The following is a 23,852-nucleotide window of genomic DNA, read 5'->3' as shown; positions in this document are numbered from 1 at the left end:
GAGCTGGATGCTGCCGGGGACGTCCCGATCGAGACGCTCGATGCGGCCATCATGCGCGAACGTCATTGACGGAATGGAATTTGATGCGGATACACGCTAGCCCCCCGCAATGGCAGTCGGCATCTGGGCGGAAGCGCGCTTTCTAGGCGGATGGAGAAACTGGACGAACAGTTCTGCGAAGCGGCAGCATGAGACCGTCCATTGCGTTGAAGAGAATAACGATTGTAAGTAGCCGCGGGACGTCAGGTATTTACAGGCACGTCGTCCCACGACTCGCCGTAGCCCACCATCCAGCTCAATGCATAGCGGCGCTCCGTGACCACGCCAGCGTCCAGGTGGGCGGGGATGGGTCGGCCGCGCAGTTGTGCGTCGTGCACGTGCCAGTGCTCATCCTGCAGTCGGTGTTCCTCGTCCGCCACCTCATCGAGTGACCGCAGACACGCATTGGCGACGAAGTCGGCCGGAGCGGCTTTGGCCACTTGCACCAGCGGGATCGCCCAGATGTCCGCACGCTGGCAAGACGGCGGCAGCTCAGGCATGCCGCCCAGGGCCCACGCCAGCGGCACGATGGCCTCGGCGCGCCAACTGAAATTCACAAGGTCCTGATGCGCAGGCCGCTGCGCTTGTCCCAGGTAGAGGGCTTCTGCCGGGGAAAGCAATGCGATGACATCGTTTTGCTCGGCCCAGGCAATGCCTTCCATCGCAACGTCTTCACGTTCATCGGCACGCCACACCACGGCGATCAATGCCAGCAGTCGCTGCGCCACTTGCTCTGCGGTGCGGAACTCCGGTTCACGCCATTGACTCACTGGCGGCGGGCTCAACAGATTCCGCAACGATTTCTCGATGATCAGGTCGCGTTCATCGGGCGTCTTCTGGCAGACGGAGAAGAGAATGAAAAGAGGCCATCGCCACTTGCGGCCCGCGCCGTCCGTCCACACGATCCGTGAGTGCGTTGGGTCGCCGTACCAAACGCCCCGGACGCGAGGGCGGCGGGCATCGGGCACATGCCGGCCCACGGCCAGCAGACAATCCTTGCTGAACGCGATCAAGTCATTCTTGATGGCGTTCCGTTCGTTCTGCCGATCCCACCAGCGACGGAAAATATTGGGGGTTCTCATCGTGCGAACTGTAGTTGCCTATCTGAATGGCCAGTCCCGCCATCACGCATAGTAATCATCTTTCCGACCTGTGCTGCTCCACGAACATAGCCTCTGCGCCTGAACAAGATGGAAGGCCGCATCACCCTCCTGTTCACACAATTGCTACTTTTCAAATTGAGCGACCAAATTTCCAGGTTTGTTGAACTTCTACAGGAGATGTATTGTGCTGTACGCAAGATACCATCGACATACAACCTGAGAAGTTAGGATCATGACCCAGCCGCATTCAACACGCCCACCCGCTTACGCACGGAAGACACGGTATGCACATGCGATGAAGCTGCTCTTTACGTTGGGCCTTGCAACACTATGGACTGGCGCCCAAGCCGCCAGTTTTGATTGCAACAAGGCCGTGAGCGCTACGGAAAGGTTGATCTGCAGCGATGCCGAGACATCCGCGCTGGATGGAAAATTGCACGGGGCCTATGAAACGGCACTCGCCGCAACCGATGCCTATGGCAAGAAAGAGTTGGCCAAAGAACAGCGCAACTGGATTAAATACGCTCGTGACATTTGCCAAGACAGCGCCTGCCTGCGGCAAGCATACACAACCCGCATCGCCATGCTGGCGCGTAATGAGAAACATATTGCCAATGGCGAGGTGTACTCAGACTGCAAGCTGCCGGGCAACCAAACCGAATGCGTTAATGTTGTGCCGATTCGCGATCCCAACTCCCGTGTTGAATCGTTCAACCAATCGTTGGCGCAGCAGAAGCAAAGCGGCCGAATCATCGGTTGTAGCCGGCTGGTTGACCTACCGGTTGGCGTCGCTGGGGGTAATCACAGTTTTGGCGGCTCCTGCGTGTTGCAGGAAGGTACGCAGCGCAAGAACGTGAGGATCTGCAACGACGATATGTTCGGGCATTTCCAAGTAGAGCCGTCCACGCCACAAGATGTCTCAGACAAGCGCTTGGTCGACTTTACTTACGCGCAATGCTATGGCGGTTGATGATAAGCCCCCCCCCGGGCCTATCCGTGATTTTGTGTGCGAGGCATGTCATGAGGACTATGGATATGCCGATGAAGCGGAGACGCACAGTAGCCGCCCAGGCGGCGGCCCGTGGGCCGCTGCCTGAAGTACCGGCCGAGGCTGCCTGAGAAACGGCGCGTCACCCTGAACTTGACGCAGGAAATCGGACCTCCAGAGGCGAAATCCGGCTGGAGGCCGTGCCAGTCCTTGTATATCGAAAAGTCTCGATTCCCAAACCGGATGACGTAAATCCCAAGTTGGGTGAATTTCGACATCTGATATTAGGGACGAATGCTTCCGCACAAATTCCAGGATCCCCCCCCCTGGCCATATGTAACAGCGGCCTGCCCCCCCCCTTGAACCCCGCGACATCATCCCTATAATTAGCACTCGACTCCGGTGAGTGCTAACAGTCCTCCCGGGCCTAACCGATCATTCACTTTCTTCTTTAGTAACAGGAGTTCCTCATGGCCTTGCGTCCCCTGGGCGATCGCGTGATCGTCAAACGCCTCGAAAACGAGCGTAAGACTGCGTCGGGCATCGTCATCCCCGACAGCGCCGCTGAAAAGCCTGACCAAGGTGAAGTCGTGGCCGTCGGCCCCGGCAAGAAGACCGAAGACGGCAAGATCCTGCCGGTCGACCTGAAGGCTGGCGACAAGGTTCTGTTCGGCAAGTACGCCGGCCAGTCCGTCAAGGTTGACGGCGAAGAACTGCTCGTCATCCGCGAGGACGAAATCCTCGCCGTGGTCCAGTAAACCCTGCCTCAAACGAATTTTCGAAGGAAGCTAACAAATGGCTGCCAAGCAAGTACTGTTCGGTGACGACGCCCGCGTGCGCATCGTCCGTGGCGTGAATGTCCTCGCCAACGCCGTCAAGACCACCCTGGGCCCCAAGGGTCGCAACGTCGTGCTGGAGCGCTCGTTCGGCGCCCCGACCGTGACCAAGGACGGCGTCTCCGTCGCCAAGGAAATCGAACTGAAGGACAAGTTCGAGAACATCGGCGCCCAGCTGGTCAAGGACGTTGCCTCCAAGACCTCCGACAACGCCGGTGACGGCACCACCACCGCCACCGTGCTGGCCCAGGCCATCGTTCAGGAAGGCCTGAAGTACGTTGCCGCCGGTTTCAACCCGATCGACCTGAAGCGCGGCATCGACAAGGCCGTCGCCGCCGCCGTCGCCGAGCTGAAGAAGCAATCCAAGCCGGTCACGACCAGCAAGGAAATCGCCCAGGTTGGCTCGATCTCGGCCAACAGCGACTCCTCGATCGGCCAGATCATCGCTGACGCGATGGACAAGGTCGGCAAGGAAGGCGTCATCACCGTCGAAGACGGCAAGTCGCTGGAAAACGAGCTGGACGTCGTCGAAGGCATGCAATTCGACCGCGGCTACCTGTCGCCCTACTTCATCAACAGCCCGGAAAAGCAAGTCGCCGCGCTGGAAGACCCGTTCGTCCTGATCTTCGACAAGAAGATCAGCAACATCCGTGACCTGCTGCCGGTGCTGGAACAAGTCGCCAAGTCGAGCCGTCCGCTGCTGATCATCGCCGAAGACGTCGAGGGCGAAGCCCTGGCGACCCTGGTGGTCAACAACATCCGTGGCATCCTGAAGACCACCGCCGTCAAGGCGCCTGGCTTCGGCGACCGCCGCAAGGCCATGCTGGAAGACATCGCCATCCTGACGGGCGGCACGGTGATCTCCGAAGAAACCGGCATGTCGCTGGAAAAGGCCGGCCTGGCTGAACTGGGCCAAGCCAAGCGCATCGAAGTGGGCAAGGAAAACACCACGATCATCGACGGCGCTGGCGACAGCAAGTCGATCGAAGCGCGCGTCAAGCAGATCCGCATCCAGATCGAAGAAGCCACGTCCGACTACGACCGTGAAAAGCTGCAAGAACGCGTGGCCAAGCTGGCCGGCGGCGTTGCCGTGATTCGCGTTGGCGCTGCCACCGAAGTCGAAATGAAGGAAAAGAAGGCTCGCGTCGAAGACGCCCTGCACGCCACGCGCGCTGCGGTGGAAGAAGGCGTTGTGGCCGGCGGCGGCGTGGCTCTGCTGCGCGCCAAGCAAGCCATCTCCGACCTGAAGGGCGACACGCCTGACCAGAACGCCGGCATCAAGCTGATCCTGCGTGCCGTCGAAGAACCCCTGCGCACCATCGTCACCAACGCCGGCGAAGAAGCCAGCGTGGTGGTCAACACCGTGCTGCAAGGCAAGGGCAACTACGGCTACAACGCCGCGACCGGCGAGTACACCGACCTGGTCGAGCAAGGCGTGCTGGATCCCACCAAGGTGACCCGCACCGCCCTGCAGAACGCCGCCTCCGTCGCCAGCCTGCTGCTGACCGCCGAAGCCGCCGTTGTGGAACTGGCCGAAGACAAGCCCGCTGCCCCGGCCATGCCCGGCGGCATGGGCGGCATGGGCGGCATGGACTTCTAAGTCCCGCTTCCCTTGCATGGCCTCCCCGGCTTCGGCCGGGGAACGCAGTACCCCGAAAGACCCCCGGACCTTCGCCCCGGGGGTTTTTCTTTTTGTGGACCGGCCATCGCACCAGGCCCCGGAACGTTTGCCAACAAGTTCATGGTTTCGCGCCGGCGCATGCGTCCCTACAATGAAGGCTCCCTAGCCCGAGCCTAGCCCCATGCGCCTTCCCAATAGCCTGCGTGCCCTGCGTCCGTCGGAGATCGGCGGCCTGTTGATGGATTCCGCCAACCAGTGGTCGACCCATCGCGCCTCCAGCAAGGGCGCGGCGCTGGCCTTGTACATGGTGTTCTCGCTGGCGCCGATGCTGATCCTGGTGATCGCGGTGGCCGGCGCTTTCTTCGGCGAGGACGCGGTGCGTTCGGAGCTGTTCGCGTCGCTGCGCGACCTGACCGGCGAGCGCGGCGCCGAGGTGATCCAGACGGTGCTGGCCAGCGCCCATGAATCGGGCGGCGGCTGGATCGCGGCGCTGATCTCGATCTTCGTGCTGATCTTCAGCGCCACCACGGCCTTCGCCGAGCTCAAGGCCAGCCTGGACGACCTGTGGGAGGTGTCCGGCAACCAGAAGGGCGGCATCCAGGGCATGGTGCGCAGTCGCATGCTGTCGTTCGGCCTGGTGCTGGTGCTGGCGCTGTTCCTGCTGATTTCATTGACCGTGAACGCGGGCCTGGGCGCCGCGCGCAAGTACTACGGCGACCTGTGGACGGCGTCGGCCTTCGCCACGGCGGCCGACTGGGCGTCGAGCCTGTTTTCGTTCTCGGTGGTGGTGGCGCTGTTCGCGGTGATCTTCAAGCTGCTGCCGAGCGCGCGGATCTCCTGGCGCGACGTGATTCCCGGCGCCATCGTCACGGCGGCGCTGTTCCTGGTGGGCAAGTGGGGCATCGGCGTGTACCTGAGCCGGGGCGCGGCGGTGTCGGCCTACGGCGCGGCCGGGTCGCTGATCGCGTTGCTGTTGTGGATCTATTACTCGGCGCAGATCTTCTTTTTCGGGGCGGTGTTCACGCGGCAGTTCGCGCTGCGCTTCGGCCGCGCGGCTCAGCCCAAGGCGCCCGCGGCCTCCACGGCGTCGAGTCCGGATTCGGCGTCTGCCGCGCCGACATCCGCGGCGCCGGCCGCGCCGGCATCCGCTCCCCCGGCATCACCGCCGTCGGACAGACCTTAACCAGGCCGCCTCCTCCGATCCGCCAGGCGCGGGCCTTTCCCGCCCTCACGGCACCTCGGACGATTCCAGCCCCGCCATCAGGCGCAGGCATTGCAGGAACACGGGCCGCAGTTCCTCCGGGATCGGCGCCAGCACCTGCGCCTCCACCTGCGCATCACGCGGCAGCACCCGCGCCAGCAGCGCCATGCCCTCGTCCGTGATCTCCAGCGCATAGGCGCGGCCGTCCTCGGCCGAGCGCGTGCGCCGCACATAGCCCTTGGCGGTCATGCGGGCGATCATTTCGGCGAAGGAATTGCGGTCCAGCGCGATCAGTTCGGCGATGCGGCTCTGGGTCGCGCCCGGATTCTGGTGGACGGTGATCAGCAGGGCCTTCTGGCGCGGCGTCAGGTCCTCGTCCGGAAAGGCCTGCGCGAACAGCGCCTCGGCCCGGAAGTGGGCGCGGCGCAGCAGGTGCGAAGCCACCTGGGTCAGGTCGAATTCCCGCAGGGCGCGGGGCGAGGCCGGACGGGGGGTCGAACGGGAAGCGGTCATCGGGCGGTCCAGGGAAGGGGCATGGCGATTGTAAGCAGCGCCCTGGGCAAAACCCTGCATTGACTTCGTTTCGGGCGCTGCCTATGATCGCCATAATAGTACGTATACGTACCTTATAGCCAGCGCCCACGAGGCCCTATCCGGAATCCCGATCATGACGATCCGCCAGCTGCGCAACTACATCGACGGCCGCTTCGAAGACGGCGCGTCCACCTTCGACAAACACAGTCCGGTGGATCACGCGCTGATCGCCCAGGCGCACGAAGCCAGCCGCGAGCAGGTCGACCGGGCCGTCGCCGCCGCCCATCGCGCCCTGCCCGCCTGGGCCGCGCTGCCGGTGGTCCAGCGCACCGACCACCTGCTGGCGCTGGCCGACGGCATCAACCGCCGCTTCGATGATTTCCTGCAGGCCGAGATCGGCGACACCGGCAAGCCGGTGTCCTGGGCCGGCCAGATCGACATTCCGCGCGGCGCCGCCAACTTCCGCGCCTTCGCCGAGCTGGCGCGCACGCTGGACATGGAAAGCTACATGACCGACACGCCCGACGGCCGCCAGGCGCTGAACTACGCCTACCGCAAGCCGCTGGGCGTGGTCGGCGTGATCTCGCCGTGGAACCTGCCGCTGCTGCTGCTGACCTGGAAGGTGGCGCCGGCGCTGGCGTTCGGCAACACCGTCATCATGAAGCCGTCGGAGGTCACGCCCTCCACCGCCACGCTGCTGGCCGAGGTCGCGCACGACACGGGTCTTCCGCCCGGCGTGCTGAACCTGACGCATGGCTTCGGGCCGGGCTCGGCGGGCGAGTTCATCACCACGCATCCGGACATCGACGGCATCACCTTCACCGGCGAATCGGCCACCGGCGCGGCCATCATGCGCGCCGTGGCGCCAGGCGTGAAGCCGGTGTCGTTCGAGCTGGGCGGCAAGAACGCGGCGCTGGTGTTCGCCGACGCCGATTTCGAGGCGGCGGTCGACGGCACCGCGCGCTCGGTGTTCGCCAACTGCGGCCAGGTCTGCCTGTGCACCGAACGCGTGTACGTGCAGCGCCCGATCTACGAACGCTTCGTCGCCGCGCTGGCCGAGCGCGCGCGGGCGCTGCGCATCGGCTGGCCCGATGATGCCGACACCGGCATGGGGCCGCTGGTGTCTCGCGAACACCGGGACAAGGTGCTGTCGTATTTCGCCCTGGCGCGCGAGGAAGGAGCGACGGTCGTCACCGGCGGCGGCGTGCCGGTGTTCGGCGATGCGCGCGACGCCGGCGCCTACGTGCAGCCGACCATCTGGACCGGCCTGCCCGAGAGCGCGCGCTGCATCAAGGAAGAAGTGTTCGGCCCGGTCTGCCACGTGGCGCCGTTCGACACCGAGGAAGAGGCCATCCGCCTGGCCAACGACACCCGCTACGGCCTGGCCGCCGCCGTCTGGACACGGGACCTGACCCGCGGCCACCGCGTCGCGCAGGCCATGAAGGTGGGGCTGGCCTGGGTCAACTGCTGGTTCCTGCGCGACCTGCGCACGCCGTTCGGCGGCAGCGGCCTGTCCGGCATCGGCCGCGAAGGCGGCCGCCATTCGCTGCATTTCTACACCGAACCCACCAACGTCTGCATCAAGCTGTGAGCCACAGCGCCTTCAAGGACACCGCCATGACCCAATCCTCCACCCGCGCCACCGTCGTCGCCGGCAAGGCCACGCCGCGCGGCAAGTATCCCCACATCAAGCGCGCCGGCGACTTCCTGTTCGTCTCCGGCACCAGCTCGCGCCTGCCCGACAACCGCATCGCCGGCGCCGAGGTCGACGCCATGGGCACCACCACGCTCGACATCCGGGCGCAGACGCGCGCGGTGATCGAGAACATCCGCGACATCCTGGCCAGCGCCGGCGCGGACCTGGCGGACGTGGTCGAGATCAGTACTTTCCTGGTCAACATGAACGACTTCGGTGGCTACAATCAGGTCTACGGCGAGTTCTTCGACGCCGATGGGCCGGCACGCACCACCGTGGCGGTGCATCAGTTGCCGCACCCGCAATTGCTGATTGAGATCAAGGCGGTCGCCTACAAGCCGCTGGCGCGCTGACCGGCACCCGCGCGGCCATGGCGCCCGACCGCCTCCCGGCTTTTCCCTCGGAACAGGATCGCCGCCCCGGCCGCCGCGCCGGGACGGCCGCGCGCATGTCGAACTTCCGCATCACGCCCAACGCGCTCAGCCACAAACTGAAGCTGCACCAGCTGCAGATCTTCGAACGCGTGCTGGCGCGCCGCTCGCTGTCGCGCGCCGCCAGCGAAATGCACCTGACCCAGCCCACCGTCACCAAGGCCATCCACGACCTGGAAGCGTTCTTCGGCGCGACGCTGTTCGAGCGCTCCAACCGCGGCGTCACGCCGACCGAACTGGCGCTGGTGCTGGGCCGCCGCGTGCACGCCATGATGGCCGAGATCCGCTACATGGCCGACGACATCGACGCGGTGCTGGGCGGCGCCAGCGGCCACGTGGTGGTGGGCACGCTGATCGCGGCCTCGGCCAAGCTGCTGCCCGAGGCCATCGCGCGGCTGATGACCGAGCACCCCGGCATCCAGGTCACGGTGCGCGAGGGGCCGTCGGCGCAGTTGCTGCCGGCGCTGGCCACCGGCGACGTCGACATCGTGGTGGGCCGCCTGCCGGGCGCCGACATGGCGTCGATCTCGGGCGTCGCCGTCGACCACCACAAGCTCTACCGCGAGGACCTGTGCCTGGTGGCCGGCGCGCGCCATCCGCTGGCGGGCGCCGCGCGCGTGACGCTGGCCGAGCTGGCCGACCACATCTGGATCCTGCCCGCGCCCACCTCGCCGCTGCGCGCCTCGATCGAGCGCAGCTTCTTCGATGCCGGCGTGCGGCTGCCCACGCGCCACGTCGAATCGCTGTCGCTGCTGACCAATATCGGCATCCTGATGCACAGCGACGCGCTGGCCCTGATGCCCTACGACGCCGCGGCCCAGTTCCTGGCCATGGGCGTGCTGACGCGCCTGCCCACCGACGCCTTCGGCGCGTTCGGCGACGTCGGCTATTCGATCCGCGCCGACCGGCCGTTGACGCCGGCCTGCCTGCGGCTGGTCGACTACCTGAAACAGATCGCGGCGCAGCGCCCCGCCAGCGCCTGAGCGCCGACCACGGCATCCGGGATATCCCGTTCAGGGAAACCCCGCGATAGATACCCCGCATATCCAACCGCGCAATTTCTATTGTGCCGCGGCCCCTTCCCCCGCCTAGACTTGCCTTCAGCGAAGTCCGCAAGCGCCTCCCGGAGACCGTCATGCCCGCCTATGGCCCGCCCCTGAATTTCCAGCGTTGGATCCAGGACCATGCCCACCTGCTGCAACCGCCGGTGGGCAACCAGCAGATCTGGCAGGACGCCGATTTCATCGTCACCGTGGTCGGCGGCCCCAACCTGCGCACCGACTATCACGACGATCCGCTGGAAGAGTTCTTCTACCAGGTGCGCGGCAACGCCTGGCTGTCGCTGTGGATCGACGGCAAGCCAGAACGGGTCGACCTGAAGGAAGGCGACATCTTCCTGTTGCCGCCGCATGTGCGCCATTCGCCGCAACGCCCCGAGACCGGCAGCGCCTGTCTGGTGATCGAACGCCAGCGCCCGCAAGGACTGCTGGACGGCTTCGAATGGTATTGCCCGCATTGCGGCCACCTGGTGCACCGCGTCGAGGTGCAGTTGAAGAGCATCGTCACCGACCTGCCGCCGCTGTTCCAGGCCTTCTACGCCAGCGAGGAAAAGCGCACCTGCCCCGGCTGCGGCGCGATCCACCCCGGCAAGGCGCAGGCCCCCCGCCGCGCAGCCGTCGCCCGCCTGACGCCCCCAACCTGTCATCCGCCCTCTTTATGACCCTGAAAATCGATATGCACGCGCACTTCTTCCCGCCCATCACGCGGCAGGAAGCGGCCGCGCTGGACCCGGTGGACGCGCCCTGGCTGCGGCGCGACGGCGATGGCTCGACCGGCCAGATCATGGCCGGCGACCGCCCCTTCCGCCCGGTCGACGCCACGTTGTGGGACCCGGCCCTGCGCATGGCACAGATGGACCGCCACGGCGTCGACCTGCAGATCCTGTGCGCCACGCCGGTGATGTTCGGCTACACCTATCCGGCGCAGGCCGCGGCCGACTGGGCCGCGCGCATGAACGACCTGGCGCTGGAACATTGCGCCTTCGCGCCCGGCCGCCTCAAGGCGCTGGCGCAGGTGCCGCTGCAGGACCTGGAGCTGGCCTGCCGCGAGGCCTCGCGCGCCCGCGCCGCCGGCCACCTGGGCGTGCAGATCGGCAACCACGTCGGCCCGCGCGACCTGGACGACGACACGCTGGTGCAGTTCCTGGTGCATTGCGCCAACGACGGCATCCCGGTGCTGGTGCACCCCTGGGACATGATGACCGACGGCCGCATGAAGCGCTGGATGCTGCCGTGGCTGGTCGCCATGCCCGCCGAAACCCAGCTGGGCATCCTGTCGCTGATCCTGTCCGGCGCGTTCGAGCGCATTCCGCGCAGCCTGAAGCTGTGCTTCGCCCACGGCGGCGGCAGCTTCGCCTTCCTGCTGGGGCGCGTGGACAACGCCTGGCGCCACCGCGACATCGTGCGCCAGGACTGTCCGCAGCCGCCCTCGTCGTATACCGACCGCTTCTACGTCGACAGCGCCGTGTTCGATCCGCGCTCGCTGCGGCTGTTGATCGACGTGATGGGCGAGGACCGCGTGCTGCTCGGTTCCGACTATCCGTATCCGCTGGGCGAGCAGGAGGTCGGCCGGCTGGTGTCGAATTCCGACCTGCTGCCCGCGGTACAGCACAAGATCCTGTCGGCCAACACGCAGACGTTCTTCGGGCTGGACCGCTGAGCCGCCCGCCAACCATGACCGTGAGACACGGCAACGCAAGGGGATTCACCATGAAACGCATCCATCTGCTGGCCGCCGCCGCGGCCGTCGCCCTGGCGCCCGGCGCCGCCGCCTGGGCCGATGTGAAGATCGGCCTGTTGACCACCCTGACCGGGCCCGGCTCGGTGCTGGGGCAGGACCAGCTCGACGGCTTCATGTTGGCCGTCGAACAGGGCGGCGGCAAGCTCGGCGGCGTGCCGGTGCAGGTCATCAAGGAAGACGACCAGTTCAAGCCCGAGGTCGGCGTGCAGGCCGCGCGCAAGCTGGTGCAGAGCGACAAGGTGCCGATCATCACCGGCGTGGTGTATTCCAACGTGATGCTGGCGGTGGCGCGGCCGGTCACCGGCGCCGGCGTGTTCCTGGTAGGCTCGAACGCCGGCCCCACCAACCTGGCCGGCAAGGACTGTTCGCCGTTCTTCTTCTCGACCTCGTGGAACAACACCCAGCGCCACGAAGGCAGCGGCGAGATGGCCAACCAGATGGGCTTCAAGAAGGTCTACCTGCTGGCGCCCAACTACCAGGCCGGCAAGGACGCCATGGCCGGCTTCAAGCGCTTCTTCAAGGGCGAGGTGGTCAACGAGGTCTTCACCCAGGTCAACCAGCCCGACTACTCGGTCGAGCTGGCGGCGCTGGCCGACGCCAAGCCCGATGCCGCCCATGTGTTCTTTCCCGGCGGCATGGGCGTGAACTTCATCAAGCAGTACCGCCAGGCCGGCCTGTTCGACAAGATCCCGCTGCTGTCGGTCGACACCATCGACGGCGCCACCCTGCCCGCGCTGCAGAAGGACGCGCTCGGCGCGGTCACCAACGTGCCGTACTCGCCCGACCTGGACAACGCCGCCAACAAGGCCTTCGCCGCCGCCTTCCGCCAGAAGTACGGCCGCGAGCCGTCCAGCTACGCGGCCCAGTCGTGGGACGCGGCGCAGCTGATCGGCTCGGCGCTCAAGCGCACCGGCGGCAAGACCGACGACAAGGGAGCCTTGCGCAAGGCGCTGGAGGCGGCCGATTTCCAGTCGGTGCGTGGCGAATTCCGCTACCAGCCGAACCACTTCCCGGCGGCCGGCTTCTTCCGCGCCGACGTGGCGGCGGGCGCGGACGGCAAGGTCGGCTTCGTCAACAAGGGCCCGATCTTCGCCGACCTGTCCAAGGTCTCGGATCAGTACGCCGCCCAGTGCGCCATGAAATGACGCCGGCCTGCCGGGCAAGAACGAGGTAAGGCGCCATGTCCGCGACATTGCTGCTGGTGCAGGCCCTGAACGGCCTGCAGCTGGGTATCCTGCTTTTCCTGCTGGCCGCCGGCCTGACGCTGGTGTTCGGCATCATGAACTTCATCAACCTGGCGCACGGCTCGCTGTACATGATGGGCGCCTTCATCGCGGCCAGCGTGTTCCGCCACAGCGGCTCGTTCCTGCTGGCCGCGGCCGCCGTGGTGGCGGGCATGGCGCTGCTGGGCCTGCTGCTGGACCGCATCGCGCTGGCGCGGCTGTATCCGCGCGAGCACCTGGACCAGGTGCTCGCCACCTTCGGTTTCATCCTGTTCTTCAACGAGCTGACCCGCATCATCTGGGGCCCGGCGCCCATCAGCATGGGCCTGCCATCGTGGCTGTCGGGCACCATCGAGCTGCTCGGCGTCACCTACCCGCTGTACCGCTTTCTCATCATCGTGGCCGGGCTGGCGGTGGCGGCGGGCTGCTACGCGCTGATCCACCGCACGCGGCTGGGCATGCTGATCCGCGCCGGCTCTACCGACCGCATGATGGTGGGCGCGCTGGGCGTGAACATCGCGCGCCTGAACACGTTGCTGTTCGTGCTGGGCGCGGTGCTGGCCGGCGTGGCCGGCCTGATGGCCGGGCCGATCCTGTCGGCGCAGACCGGCATGGGCGAACCGATCCTGATCCTGACGCTGGTGGTGATCGTCATCGGTGGCATCGGCTCGGTGCGCGGCGCCTTCCTGGCGGCGCTGATGGTGGGGCTGGTCGACACGCTCGGCCGCGCGCTGCTGCCAGCCTTGCTGCGCGCCGCGCTGCCGCCGGCCGCCGCCAACGCGGCCGGCCCGGCGATCGCCTCGATGCTGATCTACATCGTCATGGCGCTGGTGCTGGCGCTGCGGCCGCAGGGCCTGTTTCCCGTGCGGCACGGATAGCGCCCAAGGAGGCCCCGACATGCTTCGACTCTCTCCCCGCACGCTCGCCGCCGGCGCGCTGTTGCTGCTCCTGGCGCTGGTGCCGCTGTATGCGCAATGGCAGGGCGAACCGTTCCTGCTGGCGCTGTTCGGCCGGGTGCTGGTGTACGGCATCGCCGCGCTGGCGCTGAACCTGCTGCTGGGCTATGGCGGCATGGTCAGCTTCGGCCACGCGCTGTACCTGGGCCTGGGCGCCTATGCCGTCGGCGTGCTGAACCACTACGGCATCGAAAACGGCTGGCTGCACCTGCTGGCCGCGCTGGGCGCCTGCGCCGTGGTCGGCCTGGTGAGCGGCTACGTGGTGATGCGCACGTCCGGCATCGCCTTCATCATGATCACGCTGGCGTTCGCGCAGATGTTCTATTTCCTGGCCACGGGGCTGGAGGGCTTCGGCGGCGACGACGGCATGTCGCTGTTCGCCGGCAGCGACTTCGGCCTGTTCCGGCTCGATACGCCGCTGGCGCTGTACTACACCGCGTTCGGCGTGCTGCTGCTGGCGCTGGCCGCGCTGCACCGGCTGGTGCACGCGCCGTTCGGCATGGTCCTGCGCGGCTGCCAGGCCAACGAGCGGCGCATGCGCGCGCTGGGCTTCGCGACGCTGCGCTATCGCCTGGCGGCCTATGTGCTGTCGGCCATGGTGTGCGGCGTGGCCGGCGTGCTGCTGGCCAACCTGACGCTGTATGTGTCGCCCTCGTACCTGGCCTGGACCACCTCCGGCGAGCTGATCGTGATGGTGGCGCTGGGCGGACTGGGCACGGTGGTCGGCCCGGTTGCCGGGGCGCTGGCCTTCCTGTTGCTGGAGGAAGGCCTGAAGCTGCTGACCGACCATTGGATGCTGGTGATGGGCCTGCTGATCGTGGGCGTGGTGCTGGTGTCGCGCCGCGGCCTCTATGGCGGCCTGCCGGACGCGCCGCTGCGCCTGCGCGCCGCGCGTCCCCTGCCCCACCCCACCGGAGAACCGCGATGAGCGCGCTGCGCGTCGAACACCTGGTCAAGCGCTACGGCGGCCTGACCGTCACCGACGACCTGTCGCTGGACATCCGGCCGGGTGAACTGCATGCCGTGATCGGCCCCAACGGCGCCGGCAAGACCACGCTGATCGGCCAGTTGAGCGGCGAGCTGCGGCCCGACGGCGGCCGCGTGCTGCTCGATGGCGAGGACGTGACGCGCCTGCCGGTCGAACGGCGCGTGCGCCGCGGACTGGCGCGCTCGTACCAGATCACCTCGGTGTTCAAGCCGTTCACCGCGCTGGAGAACGTGGCCATGGCGGTGCAGGCGCGGCGCGGCCACGGCTTCCGCTTCTGGCGGCCGCTGCTGGCCACGCCGGCGCTGCGCGAGCCGGCGCGGGAGGCGCTGGCGCTGGCAGGGCTCGACGCGCGCGCCGACACCCCCGCCGCCGCGCTGGCGCATGGCGAACTGCGGCAGCTGGAGCTGGCCATGGTGCTGGCCTGCCAGCCGACCCTGCTGCTGCTGGACGAACCCATGGCGGGCATGAGCCAGCACGAATCCGAGGCCATGACGCGGCTGCTGCAACAGCTGCGCGGGCAATACACCATCCTGCTGGTGGAGCACGACATGCAGGCGGTGTTCGCGCTCTCCGACCGCATCACGGTGCTGGTGTACGGCCGCGCGCTGGCCTGCGGCGACGCCGACCAGATCCGCAACGACCCGCAGGTGCGCGAGTGCTATCTGGGCAGCGAACGCGGCCACGCCGGCCGCCGCGCGCAGGGAGCGCCGGCATGAGCGCGCTGCTGTCGCTGCGCGGCGTGACCGCGCACTACGGCGCCAGCCAGGCGCTGTTCGGCATCGACCTGGATATCGGCCCGGGCGAGTTCGTGACGCTGCTGGGCCGCAACGGCATGGGCAAGTCGACCACGGTCAAGGCCATCATGGGCCTGAACCGCGCCAGCCGCGGCGCCATCACGTTCGACGGCGGCGACATCGCCTCCCTGCCGGCCTACAAGGTGGCGCAGTGCGGCATCGGCCTGGTGCCCGAGGGCCGGCACGTGTTCCCCAACCTGTCGGTGCGCGAGAACCTGGTGGCCACCGCGCACAACCGCCAGGGGCTGGCGCAGCCCTGGACCCTGGAACGCGTCTACGCGCTGTTCCCGCGCCTGGCCGAGCGCGCGCGCCACCTGGGGAGCCACCTGTCGGGCGGCGAGCAGCAGATGCTGGCCATCGGCCGCGCGCTGCTCACCAACCCGCGCCTGCTGATCCTGGACGAAGCCACGGAAGGCCTGGCGCCGGTGGTGCGCGAAGAGATCTGGCAGGCGCTGGAAAGCCTCAAGCGCACCGGGCTGGCGGTGCTGTGCATCGACAAGAACCTGGAGCCGCTGCTGGCCACCGCCGACCGCCACGCCATCATCGAGAAAGGCCGGGTGGCCTGGAGCGGCACCTCGCAGGCCTTCATCGACGACGAGCCGCGCCTGCTGCACTACCTGGGCGTGTAGCGCGGCGGCCGCCGGCGCCGCGCCGCGAGGTCACATGCCCACGCCCGCCGCTTCCCGCGGCTGCGCCGCCGCATCGGCGTCAGCCGCATCCATGGCGTCGGCCAGCGCCAGGCTGTCTGACGGGGCGATGGCCTCGGGTTCGCGCGCCACGGCTTCCAGCGCATGCAGCACGCCGTGTTCGCGCAGGGTCTCCAGCTGCGCGGCCAGCGCGGCCACGAACACCGGCTTCTCGCCCAGGTCGCCGAACACCGGCCGATAGCCGGCCAGCACCAGCGCGCGGCGATAGGCGGCCTGCTTGGGCGCCGCCGCCCGCGCCGCGACGTCGGCGCGGGCCACCAGCCTGGCCAGCGGCCTGGCCAGCGGATCCTGGATCGCATGGCTGGCGCCGTTCTCGTCCTCGCCGCGCAGATAGTGCAGCCAGGCCGCCACCGCCAGCGCCAGGCGGCGGATGTCGTCACCGCCGCGCAGGCGGTCGCGGATGGTGGTCAGCAGCCGCTGCGGCAGCTTCTGCGAACCGTCCATCGCGACCTGGCGCGTCGGCTGCGGCAGCGCCGGGTTGTCCACGCGCGCCAGGAAGCGCTGGCGATAGCCTTCCAGCCCCGAGTCCGGAATGCCCTTGAGCGTCGGCGCGATCTCGTGGCGCATCATGTCATCGAGGTACGCGCGCAGCGCCGGCAGGATCGCGGCTTCGCGGATGGTCTCGATGCCCAGCAGCGCGCCCAGGTAGGCCAGCGCCGAATGCGGACCGTTGACCATGCGCAGCTTCAGGCGTTCGTAGGGCGCGGCGTTGGCCACGAAGGTCACGCCCGCCGCTTCCCAGGCGGGACGGCCGGCCGCGAACTTGTCCTCGATCACCCAGTTCAGGTAGGGCTCGCCGACCACCGGCCAGGCGTCTTCCATGCCCAGCCGCTGCGTGATGCGCGCGCGGTCCTCGTCGCGGGTGGCCGGCACGATGCGGTCGACCATGGAATTGGGAAAGGTGCAGTGCGCGTCGATCCAGCCGGTCAGCGCCACGTCCAGCCGCAGCGCGAAGGCCAGCACCAGGCTGCGCAGGGTGTCGCCGTTGGCCTGCAGGTTGTCGCAGGACAGCAGCGTCAGCGCCGGCAGGCCGCGTTCGCGCCGCAGCGCCAGGCCGTAGACCAGCATGCCGATGGCGCTGCGCGGGCGGATCGGGTTTTCCAGGTCATGCAGGATGTCGGGGTCGTCCCAGCGCAGGTGGCCGGTGGCCGGCTCGTGGCAATAGCCCTTCTCGGTGATGGTCAGGCTGACGATGCGCGTCTGCGGATAGGCGATGCGTTCGAGCACGGCGTTGGGGTCTTCCTCGGCCACCATCACGCGCTGCACCGCGCCCACCACGCGCAGTTGCTCGCGCGGCTGGCCGTCGGCGTCATGGTCGCGCAGCGCCAGCGTATAGAGGCCGTCCTGCGGCGCCAGCGCGTCGCGGGTGGCGGGGCTGCGCAACGACACGCCCAGGATGCCCCAGCTGAGGTCCTGGCTGGCCGCCATCGCCATGTCCGTCACCACCGCCTGGTGCGCGCGGTGAAAGGCGCCCAGCCCCAGGTGCACGATGCCCGGCGTGAGCCGGCTGCGATCGTAGGCGGGTTTTTCCACGTCTGCGGGAAGACGCGCCAAAGACTCCGTATTCAAGCGTTCGAGCATGGATTGCCGTGCCATAGAGCGCCGTCATGCGTCTGCCGCGTGGCCTGCAGATAGGCGCGTTGGTAGGGAAATTGCACACGGCGGGCGGGGTCGATGCCCCGCCGCGGGTCCGCGCGTCGCAAGGGTATCGCATGGGCGTGACGAAGGCAAAACGTAACTCGACGTTACCAAGACATGCCCGGCCGGCCTGCCCGCCCCTCGCCGCGCCACGCCGGCAATCCATATCTGTTAAAAAGCCGCCACACCCGGCCTTATTACATTCCCCATGTCGACCGATCCGCATCACTCGCCCTACAAAAGCACCGGCGGCCTGCGCCGCATCCTGAATGCGCTGCGCTACTCGCTGCAGGGTCTGCAGGCCGCCATCAAGTACGAAGCGGCCTTCCGCCAGGAACTGGCGCTGGCCGTGCTGCTGATCCCGGCCGCGTTCTTCCTGGGCCGCACCACGGTCGAGGTATTCTTCCTCATCGGCACCGTGGTGCTGGTGCTGGCGGTGGAACTGCTGAATTCGGCGGTCGAGGCGCTGGCCGACGCCTTGTCGGTGGACACCCATCCGCTGCTGGGCCGGGCCAAGGACCTGGGCAGCGCCGCCGTCATGCTGCTGTTGCTGTTCACCGTGGCTGTCTGGGTCGGCGTGGCGGTCAGCCGCTTCGTGATGCACTGAACCCCGGCGCAGGCTTGCCCGTCCGGGGGCCCGCGCCTCTATACTGGGAGCCATGATGCCCAACTCGACGCCAGCCACCTCGGAACGTATCGTCATCGTCGGCGGAGGGGCCGGCGGCCTCGAACTGGCCGCCAAGCTCGGCCGCGTCCATGGCCGCCAGCACGTCACGCTGGTCGACAGCCGCCCGTTCCACATCTGGAAGCCGTCGCTGCATGAAGCGGCGGCCGGCACACTGGACATCCACCAGGAAGGCCTGTCCTACCTGATGCTGGCGCACCTGAACGGCTTTTCCTTCGCGCAGGGCCAACTGGTCGGCGTCGACCGCGAACGCCGCCAGGTCACCGTGGACGCCGTGGCCGACGCGCAAGGCCAGGAAGTGCTGCCGCGCCGCGAACTGGCCTACGACACGCTGGTGCTGGCGCTGGGCAGCACCTCCAACTTCTTCAATACCCCGGGCGCGGCCGAACACGCCGTCACGCTCGACACCACCGAGAACGCCGAGCAGTTCCGCCTGACCATGCTCAAGGCCATGGCGCTGGTCGACCAGGCCAAGGTGCGCGACCCGTCGGCGCGGCTGGACCTGGTGATCGTCGGCGGCGGCGCCACCGGCGTCGAGCTGGCGGTGGAACTGGTCGAGGCCAGCCACGTGGTCAGCGCCTACGGCCTGCCGAATTTCCGTGCCGAGCGCGACCTGGCGATCACGCTGGTCGAGGGCGCGCCGCGCATCCTGTCGGCGCTGCCCGAGAAGATCTCCACCGCCGCCACCGCGCGGCTCACCGAGCTCGGCATCCGCGTCGAAACCGCCTGCCGGGTCTCGGAAGTCACCGCCGATTCGGTCAAGACCGCCGACGGCCGCGAATTCCCCGCGCGGCTGTGCATGTGGGCCGCCGGCATCAAGGGCCCGGCCCTGCTGGCCGAGCTGGACCTGCCGCTGAACAAGCTGGGCCAGCTCGAAGTCAACGAACGGCTCGAAACCGCCGATCCGCACATCCTGGCGCTGGGCGACTGCTGCGCCGCGCCCTGGCGCGACGGCCGCACCGTGCCGGCGCGCGCCCAGGCCGCGCACCAGCAGGCCGACTACCTGTGCAAGAAGCTCACCGCGCGCCTGCGCCGCGCGGCCGAGCCCACCGCCCCCTACGTCTACGAGGACCACGGCTCGCTGGTCTCGCTGGGCCAGGACGCCGGCGTGGGCAGCCTGATGGGCAAGCTGGCCGGACGGGGACTGTTCGTAAGCGGTACACTGGCGCGCCTGATGTACATGAGCCTGCACCTGATGCACCACAAAGCGGTGCTGGGCATCTCACGCACCGCCTCCCTGGCCCTGGCGCGCCTGCTCATGCGGCGCACGCGCCCCCGGGTCAAACTGCACTGAACCTCCCCATGAATTTCCTCCAAAGACTCGAACACGCCTGGACCACCAGCAACTCGCTCCTGCAAGTCGGGCTCGATCCCGACCCGCAGCGCTTCCCGCGCGAACTGCAGGACAAGCCGGACGCGATCTTCCAGTTCTGCCGCGACATCGTCGACGCCACCGCGCCGTACGCCTGCAGCTTCAAGCCGCAGATCGCCTACTTCGCCGCGCACCGCGCCGAAGAGCAGCTCGAAGCGCTGTGCCAGCACATCCGCGACAAGCATCCCGACCTGCCCATCGTGCTGGACGCCAAGCGCGGCGACATCGGCTCCACCGCCGAGAACTACGCCCGCGAAGCCTACGAGCGCTATCAGGCGCACGCGCTGACGGTCAGCCCGTACATGGGGCTGGACTCGGTCGAGCCCTACCTGGCCTGGCGCGACCGCGGCGTGATCGTGCTGTGCCGCACCTCCAACCCCGGCGGTTCGGACCTGCAGTTCCTCAAGATGGATAACGGCGAGCCCCTGTACCTGCACGTGGCGGGGCTGGTGGCCGACAAGTGGAATGCCAACGGCCAATGCGGCCTGGTGGTGGGCGCGACCTTCCCGAACGAGCTGGCCGCGGTGCGCCAGCGCATCGGCGACGCGGTGCCGCTGCTGGTGCCCGGCATCGGCGCCCAGGGCGGCGACATCACCGCCACGGTCAACGCCGGCGCCAACGCCGCGCGCAACGGCATGATGATCAACTCGTCGCGCGCCATCATCTACGCCAGCGGCGGCGACGACTGGCGCGAAGCCGCCGGCAAGGCGGCGCGCGGCCTGCGCGACGCCATCAACGCGGTGCGCTGAGCGCCGCTTGCGGGGGCCGCCCGGCCCCCGCCGCGATATTCCCGGGCCGCGCCATGACGCGCGGCCTCTTCAACGCCGGTTGACCGGCGCTCCCAGCAGTTCCAGCACGCCGCGCAGCGCGAATTCAACCGCCTGCTGGCGCACCTGCGCGCGGTCGCCGCTGAACACGTGGGTGACGGCGCGGCTGCTGATGCCGTCGCCGACGCGCTGCGCGAAGCCGAAGCACACCATGCCCACCGGCTTGCCCGGCGTGGCGCCGCCCGGGCCGGCGATGCCGGTGGTGGACACCGCCACCTGCGCCGCCGGCGACGCCAGCAGCACGCCGTTGGCCATCTCCAGCGCCACCGGTTCGCTGACCGCGCCGAAGTGATGCAAGGCATCCGGCGACACGTCCAGCTCGGCGACCTTGGCGTCGTTGCTGTACGTGATGAAGCCGCGGTCGAACCATTCGCTGGAGCCCGGCACCGCGGTCACGGCGCCGGCCAGCAGGCCGCCGGTGCACGATTCGGCGGTGCCCAGGATCAGGCCCAGGCGCCGCAGGGTATCGCCCAGCCGCTCGGCCAGGCCGTAGGCGGTGGCCTGCGCCAGTTGTTCGGCCGACAGATTGGACCGCGTGCTTTCGTGTTGCTGGTTCATCCCAAGACTCCTGTGCGCACGGCCAGCGCCATGATCAGCAAGGCGTATCCGGCCGCGACGATATCGTCCCACATTACCCCGAAACCGCCCTTCAGGCGGGCATCGAAGAACTTGATGGGCGGCGGCTTGACGATGTCGAACGTGCGGAACAGCACGAACGCCAGCGCCTGCGACAACCAGCCGGCCGGCGTCAGCCACAGCACCAGCCAGAACGCCACCATCTCGTCCCACACCATTCCGACATGATCGGGCTGCTGGAGTTCGCGGCCGACGCGGTCGCAGGCCCAGCAGCCGTACAGGAAGGCCAGCGCCAGGAAGATGCCGATAGCCAGGTCGGAAGCGGCCGGCGCGGCGGCGACCCAGATGATCCAGGCAAGCAGCGTGCCCCAGGTGCCCGAGGCGGGCCGGATCAGGCCGCTGCCCAGGCCGAAGGCGATCAGCCGGCCGGGATCGCGGCAGACCCAGGACAGCGAGGGATAGACCGCGCGCGAGCGTTCGCGCATCGACGGGGAATGGGGGGCAGAGGACGGCATGGATGAGGGCCTGGTGATGGCTGGGGAATGGCGGCGTGGAAGGCGATGCCTGTGGCAGCGATTGTGCCAGGGTTTGGCGACGCGCCTCGCCAGGCCGGCGGCCGCTCAGGCCGCGGGGAAATGATCGAAACCGGCGGGCAGCTGGGCCAGCGCTTGCCCGTCGGCGTCCAGCACCGCCAATCCCGGCTGGGCCACGATGCGGCCCACCCGGGTCACGCGCGCGCCCACCGCCTGCGCGGCGGCCAGCACGGCGTCGCGGCGGGCGGCCGGCGCGGTGAAACAAAGCTGGTAGACGTCGCCGCCGCCCAGCACGGCGCGGCGCACCGGATCGGCGGGCATGCCGGCCAGCGCGGCGGCCACGGGCATGCGGTCTTCCCGCAGCACCGCGCCCACGCGGCTGGCCGCGAGGATATGGCCCAGGTCCTGCAGCAGGCCGTCGGAAATATCGATGGCGGCGTGCGCGGTGCCGCGCAGCGCCAGCCCCAGCGCCACCTGCGGCTCGGGCCATTCCAGCGCGCCGCGGGTCGCGGCCAGCCGCGCCGCGTCGGCCGGGTACTGTCCGTCGAGCAGGCGATAGGCCACGTCGGCCGCGCCCAGCTCGCCGGACACCCAGATATCGTCATCCGCCCGCGCGCCATCGCGGCGCAGCGCGGCGCCGGCCGGCACGGCGCCGAACACGGTCACGCTGATGGCCAGGTCATGGGCGCTGCGGGTGGTGTCGCCGCCGATCAACGGGCAGCCATGGACCGCGGCCAGCGCATGGAACCCGTCGGCAAACGCCGCCAGCCAAGGCTCATCCAGCCGCGGCAGCGCCAGCCCCAGCACGCAACCAATCGGCCGCGCACCCATGGCGGCCAGATCCGACAGGTTCACCGCCAGGGCCTTGTGCCCCAGCGCCTTCGGATCGACATCGGGAAAGAAATGCCGGCCTTCCAGCAGCAGATCCGCGCTGGTGGCCACCTGTTCGCCGGGCGGCACGGGAAACAACGCGCAGTCATCCCCCACGCCCAGCAGCCCCGCCGGCGCGGAGCGCGTGAAATAGCGCGCGATCAGATCGAATTCGGACGCCACGACAACTCCGCAGTCCGGCGCAACAGCCGGTATTGACTCCCAAACAGGAGCCCCGCTCCAAAGGAAGGATCGCCAAAGGAACGAGGGAAAGCTCACCGCAATAGGAAGCTTGCCCCAGGAAGCTCACCCCAAAAAATGGGCTCCCCAAATGAAATAGGCCTCCCCAGACCCGGGCCGCGCGGATCCGGCTCCGCCGGTCCGCAGCGGCGCCCCCCTGGGGGGGGAAGCGCGCAGCGCTTCGGGGGGGGTATCTACTTCTTAATCTCGTGCGCGCGCACGTCCGCAGCCAGCTTGTCGAGCACGCCGTTGACGAACTTGAAGCCGTCGGTGCCGCCGAACGACTTGGCCAGTTCCACGGCTTCATTGATGGCGACCTTGTACGGCACTTCGACATGATGGATCAGTTCGAAGCTGCCGATCAGCAGGATGCCATGCTCGACCGGCGACAACTCGGCCAGCGGGCGGTCGACGTAGGGCGTGAAACGCTCGCGCAGCGCGGGCGCTTCGCGCAGGACGCCATGCAGCAAGGTCTTGAACCACTGCGCGTCGGCCTCGGAGAATTCCTCGGTGTCGCGCAGGTGGGCGTCGATCTCGCCGGCGTCCTGCGTGCCTTCGCCGCCGCGCAGCAGCCACGCGTACACGCCCTGCAGCGCGAATTCGCGCGCACGGCGGCGCGCGCTGCGGGCGTTGGCGCGGGCTTGCGCCGCGCTATCAGCGCTGGTCGTCGTCTTCTTCGTCGTCAAAATCTTCGTCCTCGTCTTCGTCGTCTTCGTCTTCTTCCTCGGGCTCCAGGGCCGCCACCAGGTTGGCCATTTCGACGGCCACCTGGGCGCAGTCGCGGCCCTTGCCGGCGGCGCGGGCTTGCGCCTGCTCGTCGGTGCCCACGGTCAGCACGCCGTTGGCGACCGGAATGCCGGTCTCGAGGGAGATGCGGGTGATAGCAGTGGCCATTTCGTTGCTGACCACTTCAAAGTGATAGGTCTCGCCGCGGATGACCGCGCCCAGCGCGATCAGGGCGTCGAACTCGAACGTCTCGGCCATGTGCGACAGGGCCACGCCCAGTTCCAGGGCGCCGGGCACGGTGGCGACCATCACGTCGCGCTCGTCCACGCCGAGTTCGGCCAGTTCCTTCAGGCACGCTTCGAGCTCGGCCTGGCCGATCTCTTCGTTGAAGCGGGCGCGTACGATGCCGATGTGCAGCCCTTCGCCGTTCAGGTCGGGGGTAAGGATGTAAGGGTTCATGTGTCGGCCT

The 23,852-nt window shown here is 68.1% G+C and carries 25 protein-coding genes and 1 pseudogene; 18 read left to right on the top strand and 8 right to left on the bottom strand.

All coding sequences use genetic code 11. The annotated features are described in order from the left end of the window. Positions 1–242 precede the first annotated feature (242 nt). Positions 243–1,121 carry a DUF4272 domain-containing protein gene (locus AOZ49_RS15375; RefSeq protein ID WP_054476232.1) on the bottom strand — a complete coding sequence of 293 codons (879 nt, stop codon included), beginning with the start codon at positions 1,119–1,121 and terminating at the stop codon, positions 243–245. Positions 1,122–1,437: 316 nt separating this feature from the next. Here AOZ49_RS15375 and AOZ49_RS31780 point away from each other — a divergent pair, with 316 nt between their 5' ends. The 4 genes from AOZ49_RS31780 (at position 1,438) to AOZ49_RS15360 (ending at position 5,770) form a co-directional block, all read left to right on the top strand. Beyond that, on the top strand, positions 1,438–2,112 hold the full coding sequence (locus AOZ49_RS31780; RefSeq protein WP_082380460.1) for a lysozyme inhibitor LprI family protein: 675 nt from the start codon (positions 1,438–1,440) through the stop codon (positions 2,110–2,112). A 488-nt stretch (positions 2,113–2,600) separates the two neighbouring features. After that, a complete protein-coding gene (gene groES / locus AOZ49_RS15370; RefSeq protein WP_006221616.1) occupies positions 2,601–2,888 on the top strand; it encodes a co-chaperone GroES in 288 nt (95 codons plus the stop codon). Between the two features lie 37 nt (positions 2,889–2,925). Beyond that, a complete protein-coding gene (groL, locus tag AOZ49_RS15365) occupies positions 2,926–4,566 on the top strand; it encodes a chaperonin GroEL (RefSeq protein ID WP_006391317.1) in 1,641 nt (546 codons plus the stop codon). Between the two features lie 202 nt (positions 4,567–4,768). Beyond that, positions 4,769–5,770: a YihY/virulence factor BrkB family protein gene (locus AOZ49_RS15360; RefSeq protein ID WP_054476230.1), complete on the top strand. Its 1,002-nt coding sequence runs from the start codon at positions 4,769–4,771 to the stop codon at positions 5,768–5,770. A 45-nt stretch (positions 5,771–5,815) separates the two neighbouring features. Here AOZ49_RS15360 and AOZ49_RS15355 read toward each other — a convergent pair whose 3' ends face one another. Further along, the gene (locus AOZ49_RS15355) at positions 5,816–6,301 is read right to left on the bottom strand and encodes a MarR family winged helix-turn-helix transcriptional regulator (RefSeq protein WP_054476229.1); all 486 of its coding nucleotides are present in this window, start codon (positions 6,299–6,301) and stop codon (positions 5,816–5,818) included. 154 nt (positions 6,302–6,455) lie between these two features. Here AOZ49_RS15355 and AOZ49_RS15350 point away from each other — a divergent pair, with 154 nt between their 5' ends. The 11 genes and pseudogenes from AOZ49_RS15350 to AOZ49_RS15305 all read left to right on the top strand — a co-directional run bounded on the left by AOZ49_RS15350 (position 6,456) and on the right by AOZ49_RS15305 (position 15,838). Next, the gene (locus AOZ49_RS15350) at positions 6,456–7,913 is read left to right on the top strand and encodes a 2-hydroxymuconic semialdehyde dehydrogenase (RefSeq protein WP_054476227.1); all 1,458 of its coding nucleotides are present in this window, start codon (positions 6,456–6,458) and stop codon (positions 7,911–7,913) included. Positions 7,914–7,939: 26 nt separating this feature from the next. Next, positions 7,940–8,371 carry a RidA family protein gene (locus AOZ49_RS15345; RefSeq protein ID WP_054429255.1) on the top strand — a complete coding sequence of 144 codons (432 nt, stop codon included), beginning with the start codon at positions 7,940–7,942 and terminating at the stop codon, positions 8,369–8,371. 17 nt (positions 8,372–8,388) lie between these two features. Further along, complete coding sequence (locus AOZ49_RS15340; RefSeq protein ID WP_054428909.1) at positions 8,389–9,432, top strand: LysR substrate-binding domain-containing protein; 1,044 nt, start codon at positions 8,389–8,391, stop codon at positions 9,430–9,432. Positions 9,433–9,584: 152 nt separating this feature from the next. Then, the gene (locus tag AOZ49_RS15335) at positions 9,585–10,169 is read left to right on the top strand and encodes a 3-hydroxyanthranilate 3,4-dioxygenase (protein WP_156355663.1); all 585 of its coding nucleotides are present in this window, start codon (positions 9,585–9,587) and stop codon (positions 10,167–10,169) included. After that, on the top strand, positions 10,166–11,167 hold the full coding sequence (locus AOZ49_RS15330) for an amidohydrolase family protein (RefSeq protein ID WP_054476226.1): 1,002 nt from the start codon (positions 10,166–10,168) through the stop codon (positions 11,165–11,167). The genes AOZ49_RS15335 and AOZ49_RS15330 overlap by 4 nt, the downstream gene beginning before the upstream one ends. A 50-nt stretch (positions 11,168–11,217) precedes the next feature. Then, a complete protein-coding gene (locus tag AOZ49_RS15325) occupies positions 11,218–12,393 on the top strand; it encodes an ABC transporter substrate-binding protein (protein WP_054476224.1) in 1,176 nt (391 codons plus the stop codon). A gap of 35 nt (positions 12,394–12,428) precedes the next feature. After that, the gene (locus AOZ49_RS15320; RefSeq protein ID WP_054476222.1) at positions 12,429–13,349 is read left to right on the top strand and encodes a branched-chain amino acid ABC transporter permease; all 921 of its coding nucleotides are present in this window, start codon (positions 12,429–12,431) and stop codon (positions 13,347–13,349) included. Between the two features lie 19 nt (positions 13,350–13,368). Further along, positions 13,369–14,355, top strand: coding sequence for a branched-chain amino acid ABC transporter permease (locus AOZ49_RS15315; protein ID WP_054428913.1), 987 nt, complete (start codon positions 13,369–13,371; stop codon positions 14,353–14,355). 62 nt (positions 14,356–14,417) lie between these two features. Continuing rightward, a pseudogene (locus tag AOZ49_RS33975) lies at positions 14,418–14,864 on the top strand (ABC transporter ATP-binding protein); the annotation flags it as partial. A gap of 6 nt (positions 14,865–14,870) precedes the next feature. Continuing rightward, a complete protein-coding gene (locus AOZ49_RS33970; protein ID WP_369815806.1) occupies positions 14,871–15,131 on the top strand; it encodes an ABC transporter ATP-binding protein C-terminal domain-containing protein in 261 nt (86 codons plus the stop codon). After that, a complete protein-coding gene (locus AOZ49_RS15305; protein ID WP_054476221.1) occupies positions 15,128–15,838 on the top strand; it encodes an ABC transporter ATP-binding protein in 711 nt (236 codons plus the stop codon). Before AOZ49_RS33970 ends, AOZ49_RS15305 begins: the two co-directional genes overlap by 4 nt. Before the next feature lie 30 nt (positions 15,839–15,868). Here the strand turns inward: AOZ49_RS15305 and AOZ49_RS15300 are convergent, their stop codons facing one another. Further along, positions 15,869–17,497, bottom strand: a complete 1,629-nt coding sequence (locus tag AOZ49_RS15300) for a mannitol dehydrogenase family protein (RefSeq protein ID WP_054476220.1) — start codon at positions 17,495–17,497, stop codon at positions 15,869–15,871. Positions 17,498–17,762: 265 nt separating this feature from the next. Here AOZ49_RS15300 and AOZ49_RS15295 point away from each other — a divergent pair, with 265 nt between their 5' ends. The 3 genes from AOZ49_RS15295 to pyrF are packed head-to-tail and all read left to right on the top strand — an operon-like array spanning position 17,763 to position 20,360. Beyond that, positions 17,763–18,161 (top strand): diacylglycerol kinase, encoded by a 399-nt coding sequence (locus AOZ49_RS15295; protein ID WP_006391332.1) that lies wholly within the window; start codon positions 17,763–17,765, stop codon positions 18,159–18,161. A 52-nt stretch (positions 18,162–18,213) separates the two neighbouring features. Further along, entirely contained in the window at positions 18,214–19,533 is a 1,320-nt protein-coding gene (locus tag AOZ49_RS15290; RefSeq protein ID WP_054428918.1) for an NAD(P)/FAD-dependent oxidoreductase, read from the top strand. An 8-nt stretch (positions 19,534–19,541) separates the two neighbouring features. After that, positions 19,542–20,360, top strand: coding sequence for an orotidine-5'-phosphate decarboxylase (gene pyrF, locus AOZ49_RS15285; protein WP_054428920.1), 819 nt, complete (start codon positions 19,542–19,544; stop codon positions 20,358–20,360). A gap of 69 nt (positions 20,361–20,429) precedes the next feature. On the opposite strand, the gene AOZ49_RS15280 is transcribed toward pyrF, so the two are convergent. The 5 genes from AOZ49_RS15280 to ribH all read right to left on the bottom strand — a co-directional run bounded on the left by AOZ49_RS15280 (position 20,430) and on the right by ribH (position 23,842). Beyond that, a complete protein-coding gene (locus AOZ49_RS15280) occupies positions 20,430–20,996 on the bottom strand; it encodes a CinA family protein (protein ID WP_054428922.1) in 567 nt (188 codons plus the stop codon). Then, positions 20,993–21,499 (bottom strand): phosphatidylglycerophosphatase A family protein, encoded by a 507-nt coding sequence (locus AOZ49_RS15275; RefSeq protein ID WP_054428925.1) that lies wholly within the window; start codon positions 21,497–21,499, stop codon positions 20,993–20,995. The genes AOZ49_RS15280 and AOZ49_RS15275 overlap by 4 nt, the downstream gene beginning before the upstream one ends. Before the next feature lie 135 nt (positions 21,500–21,634). Next, complete coding sequence (thiL, locus tag AOZ49_RS15270; RefSeq protein WP_054476219.1) at positions 21,635–22,600, bottom strand: thiamine-phosphate kinase; 966 nt, start codon at positions 22,598–22,600, stop codon at positions 21,635–21,637. Between the two features lie 251 nt (positions 22,601–22,851). Beyond that, positions 22,852–23,343, bottom strand: coding sequence for a transcription antitermination factor NusB (nusB, locus tag AOZ49_RS15265; protein ID WP_006391338.1), 492 nt, complete (start codon positions 23,341–23,343; stop codon positions 22,852–22,854). After that, positions 23,312–23,842: a 6,7-dimethyl-8-ribityllumazine synthase gene (gene ribH / locus AOZ49_RS15260; protein WP_054476211.1), complete on the bottom strand. Its 531-nt coding sequence runs from the start codon at positions 23,840–23,842 to the stop codon at positions 23,312–23,314. Before ribH ends, nusB begins: the two co-directional genes overlap by 32 nt. Positions 23,843–23,852: the final 10 nt, after the last annotated feature.

It is taken from the genome of Achromobacter sp. 2789STDY5608615 (assembly GCF_001298995.1).
Classification (GTDB): domain Bacteria; phylum Pseudomonadota; class Gammaproteobacteria; order Burkholderiales; family Burkholderiaceae_B; genus Achromobacter; species Achromobacter insuavis.
The sequence above is the reverse complement of the archived record's forward strand: the minus strand, read 5'-3'. Positions and strand labels throughout refer to the sequence as shown.

What these genes read in the sequence shown, in the direction of transcription:
- AOZ49_RS15375 (WP_054476232.1), bottom strand. Translation starts at nt 1,121, where the DNA reads ATGAGAACCCCCAATATTTTCCGTCGCTGGTGGGATCGGCAGAACGAA.
- AOZ49_RS31780 (WP_082380460.1), top strand. Translation starts at nt 1,438, where the DNA reads ATGAAGCTGCTCTTTACGTTGGGCCTTGCAACACTATGGACTGGCGCC.
- groES (WP_006221616.1), top strand. Translation starts at nt 2,601, where the DNA reads ATGGCCTTGCGTCCCCTGGGCGATCGCGTGATCGTCAAACGCCTCGAA.
- groL (WP_006391317.1), top strand. Translation starts at nt 2,926, where the DNA reads ATGGCTGCCAAGCAAGTACTGTTCGGTGACGACGCCCGCGTGCGCATC.
- AOZ49_RS15360 (WP_054476230.1), top strand. Translation starts at nt 4,769, where the DNA reads ATGCGCCTTCCCAATAGCCTGCGTGCCCTGCGTCCGTCGGAGATCGGC.
- AOZ49_RS15355 (WP_054476229.1), bottom strand. Translation starts at nt 6,301, where the DNA reads ATGACCGCTTCCCGTTCGACCCCCCGTCCGGCCTCGCCCCGCGCCCTG.
- AOZ49_RS15350 (WP_054476227.1), top strand. Translation starts at nt 6,456, where the DNA reads ATGACGATCCGCCAGCTGCGCAACTACATCGACGGCCGCTTCGAAGAC.
- AOZ49_RS15345 (WP_054429255.1), top strand. Translation starts at nt 7,940, where the DNA reads ATGACCCAATCCTCCACCCGCGCCACCGTCGTCGCCGGCAAGGCCACG.
- AOZ49_RS15340 (WP_054428909.1), top strand. Translation starts at nt 8,389, where the DNA reads ATGGCGCCCGACCGCCTCCCGGCTTTTCCCTCGGAACAGGATCGCCGC.
- AOZ49_RS15335 (WP_156355663.1), top strand. Translation starts at nt 9,585, where the DNA reads ATGCCCGCCTATGGCCCGCCCCTGAATTTCCAGCGTTGGATCCAGGAC.
- AOZ49_RS15330 (WP_054476226.1), top strand. Translation starts at nt 10,166, where the DNA reads ATGACCCTGAAAATCGATATGCACGCGCACTTCTTCCCGCCCATCACG.
- AOZ49_RS15325 (WP_054476224.1), top strand. Translation starts at nt 11,218, where the DNA reads ATGAAACGCATCCATCTGCTGGCCGCCGCCGCGGCCGTCGCCCTGGCG.
- AOZ49_RS15320 (WP_054476222.1), top strand. Translation starts at nt 12,429, where the DNA reads ATGTCCGCGACATTGCTGCTGGTGCAGGCCCTGAACGGCCTGCAGCTG.
- AOZ49_RS15315 (WP_054428913.1), top strand. Translation starts at nt 13,369, where the DNA reads ATGCTTCGACTCTCTCCCCGCACGCTCGCCGCCGGCGCGCTGTTGCTG.
- AOZ49_RS33970 (WP_369815806.1), top strand. Translation starts at nt 14,871, where the DNA reads ATGGCGGGCATGAGCCAGCACGAATCCGAGGCCATGACGCGGCTGCTG.
- AOZ49_RS15305 (WP_054476221.1), top strand. Translation starts at nt 15,128, where the DNA reads ATGAGCGCGCTGCTGTCGCTGCGCGGCGTGACCGCGCACTACGGCGCC.
- AOZ49_RS15300 (WP_054476220.1), bottom strand. Translation starts at nt 17,497, where the DNA reads ATGCTCGAACGCTTGAATACGGAGTCTTTGGCGCGTCTTCCCGCAGAC.
- AOZ49_RS15295 (WP_006391332.1), top strand. Translation starts at nt 17,763, where the DNA reads ATGTCGACCGATCCGCATCACTCGCCCTACAAAAGCACCGGCGGCCTG.
- AOZ49_RS15290 (WP_054428918.1), top strand. Translation starts at nt 18,214, where the DNA reads ATGATGCCCAACTCGACGCCAGCCACCTCGGAACGTATCGTCATCGTC.
- pyrF (WP_054428920.1), top strand. Translation starts at nt 19,542, where the DNA reads ATGAATTTCCTCCAAAGACTCGAACACGCCTGGACCACCAGCAACTCG.
- AOZ49_RS15280 (WP_054428922.1), bottom strand. Translation starts at nt 20,996, where the DNA reads ATGAACCAGCAACACGAAAGCACGCGGTCCAATCTGTCGGCCGAACAA.
- AOZ49_RS15275 (WP_054428925.1), bottom strand. Translation starts at nt 21,499, where the DNA reads ATGCGCGAACGCTCGCGCGCGGTCTATCCCTCGCTGTCCTGGGTCTGC.
- ribH (WP_054476211.1), bottom strand. Translation starts at nt 23,842, where the DNA reads ATGAACCCTTACATCCTTACCCCCGACCTGAACGGCGAAGGGCTGCAC.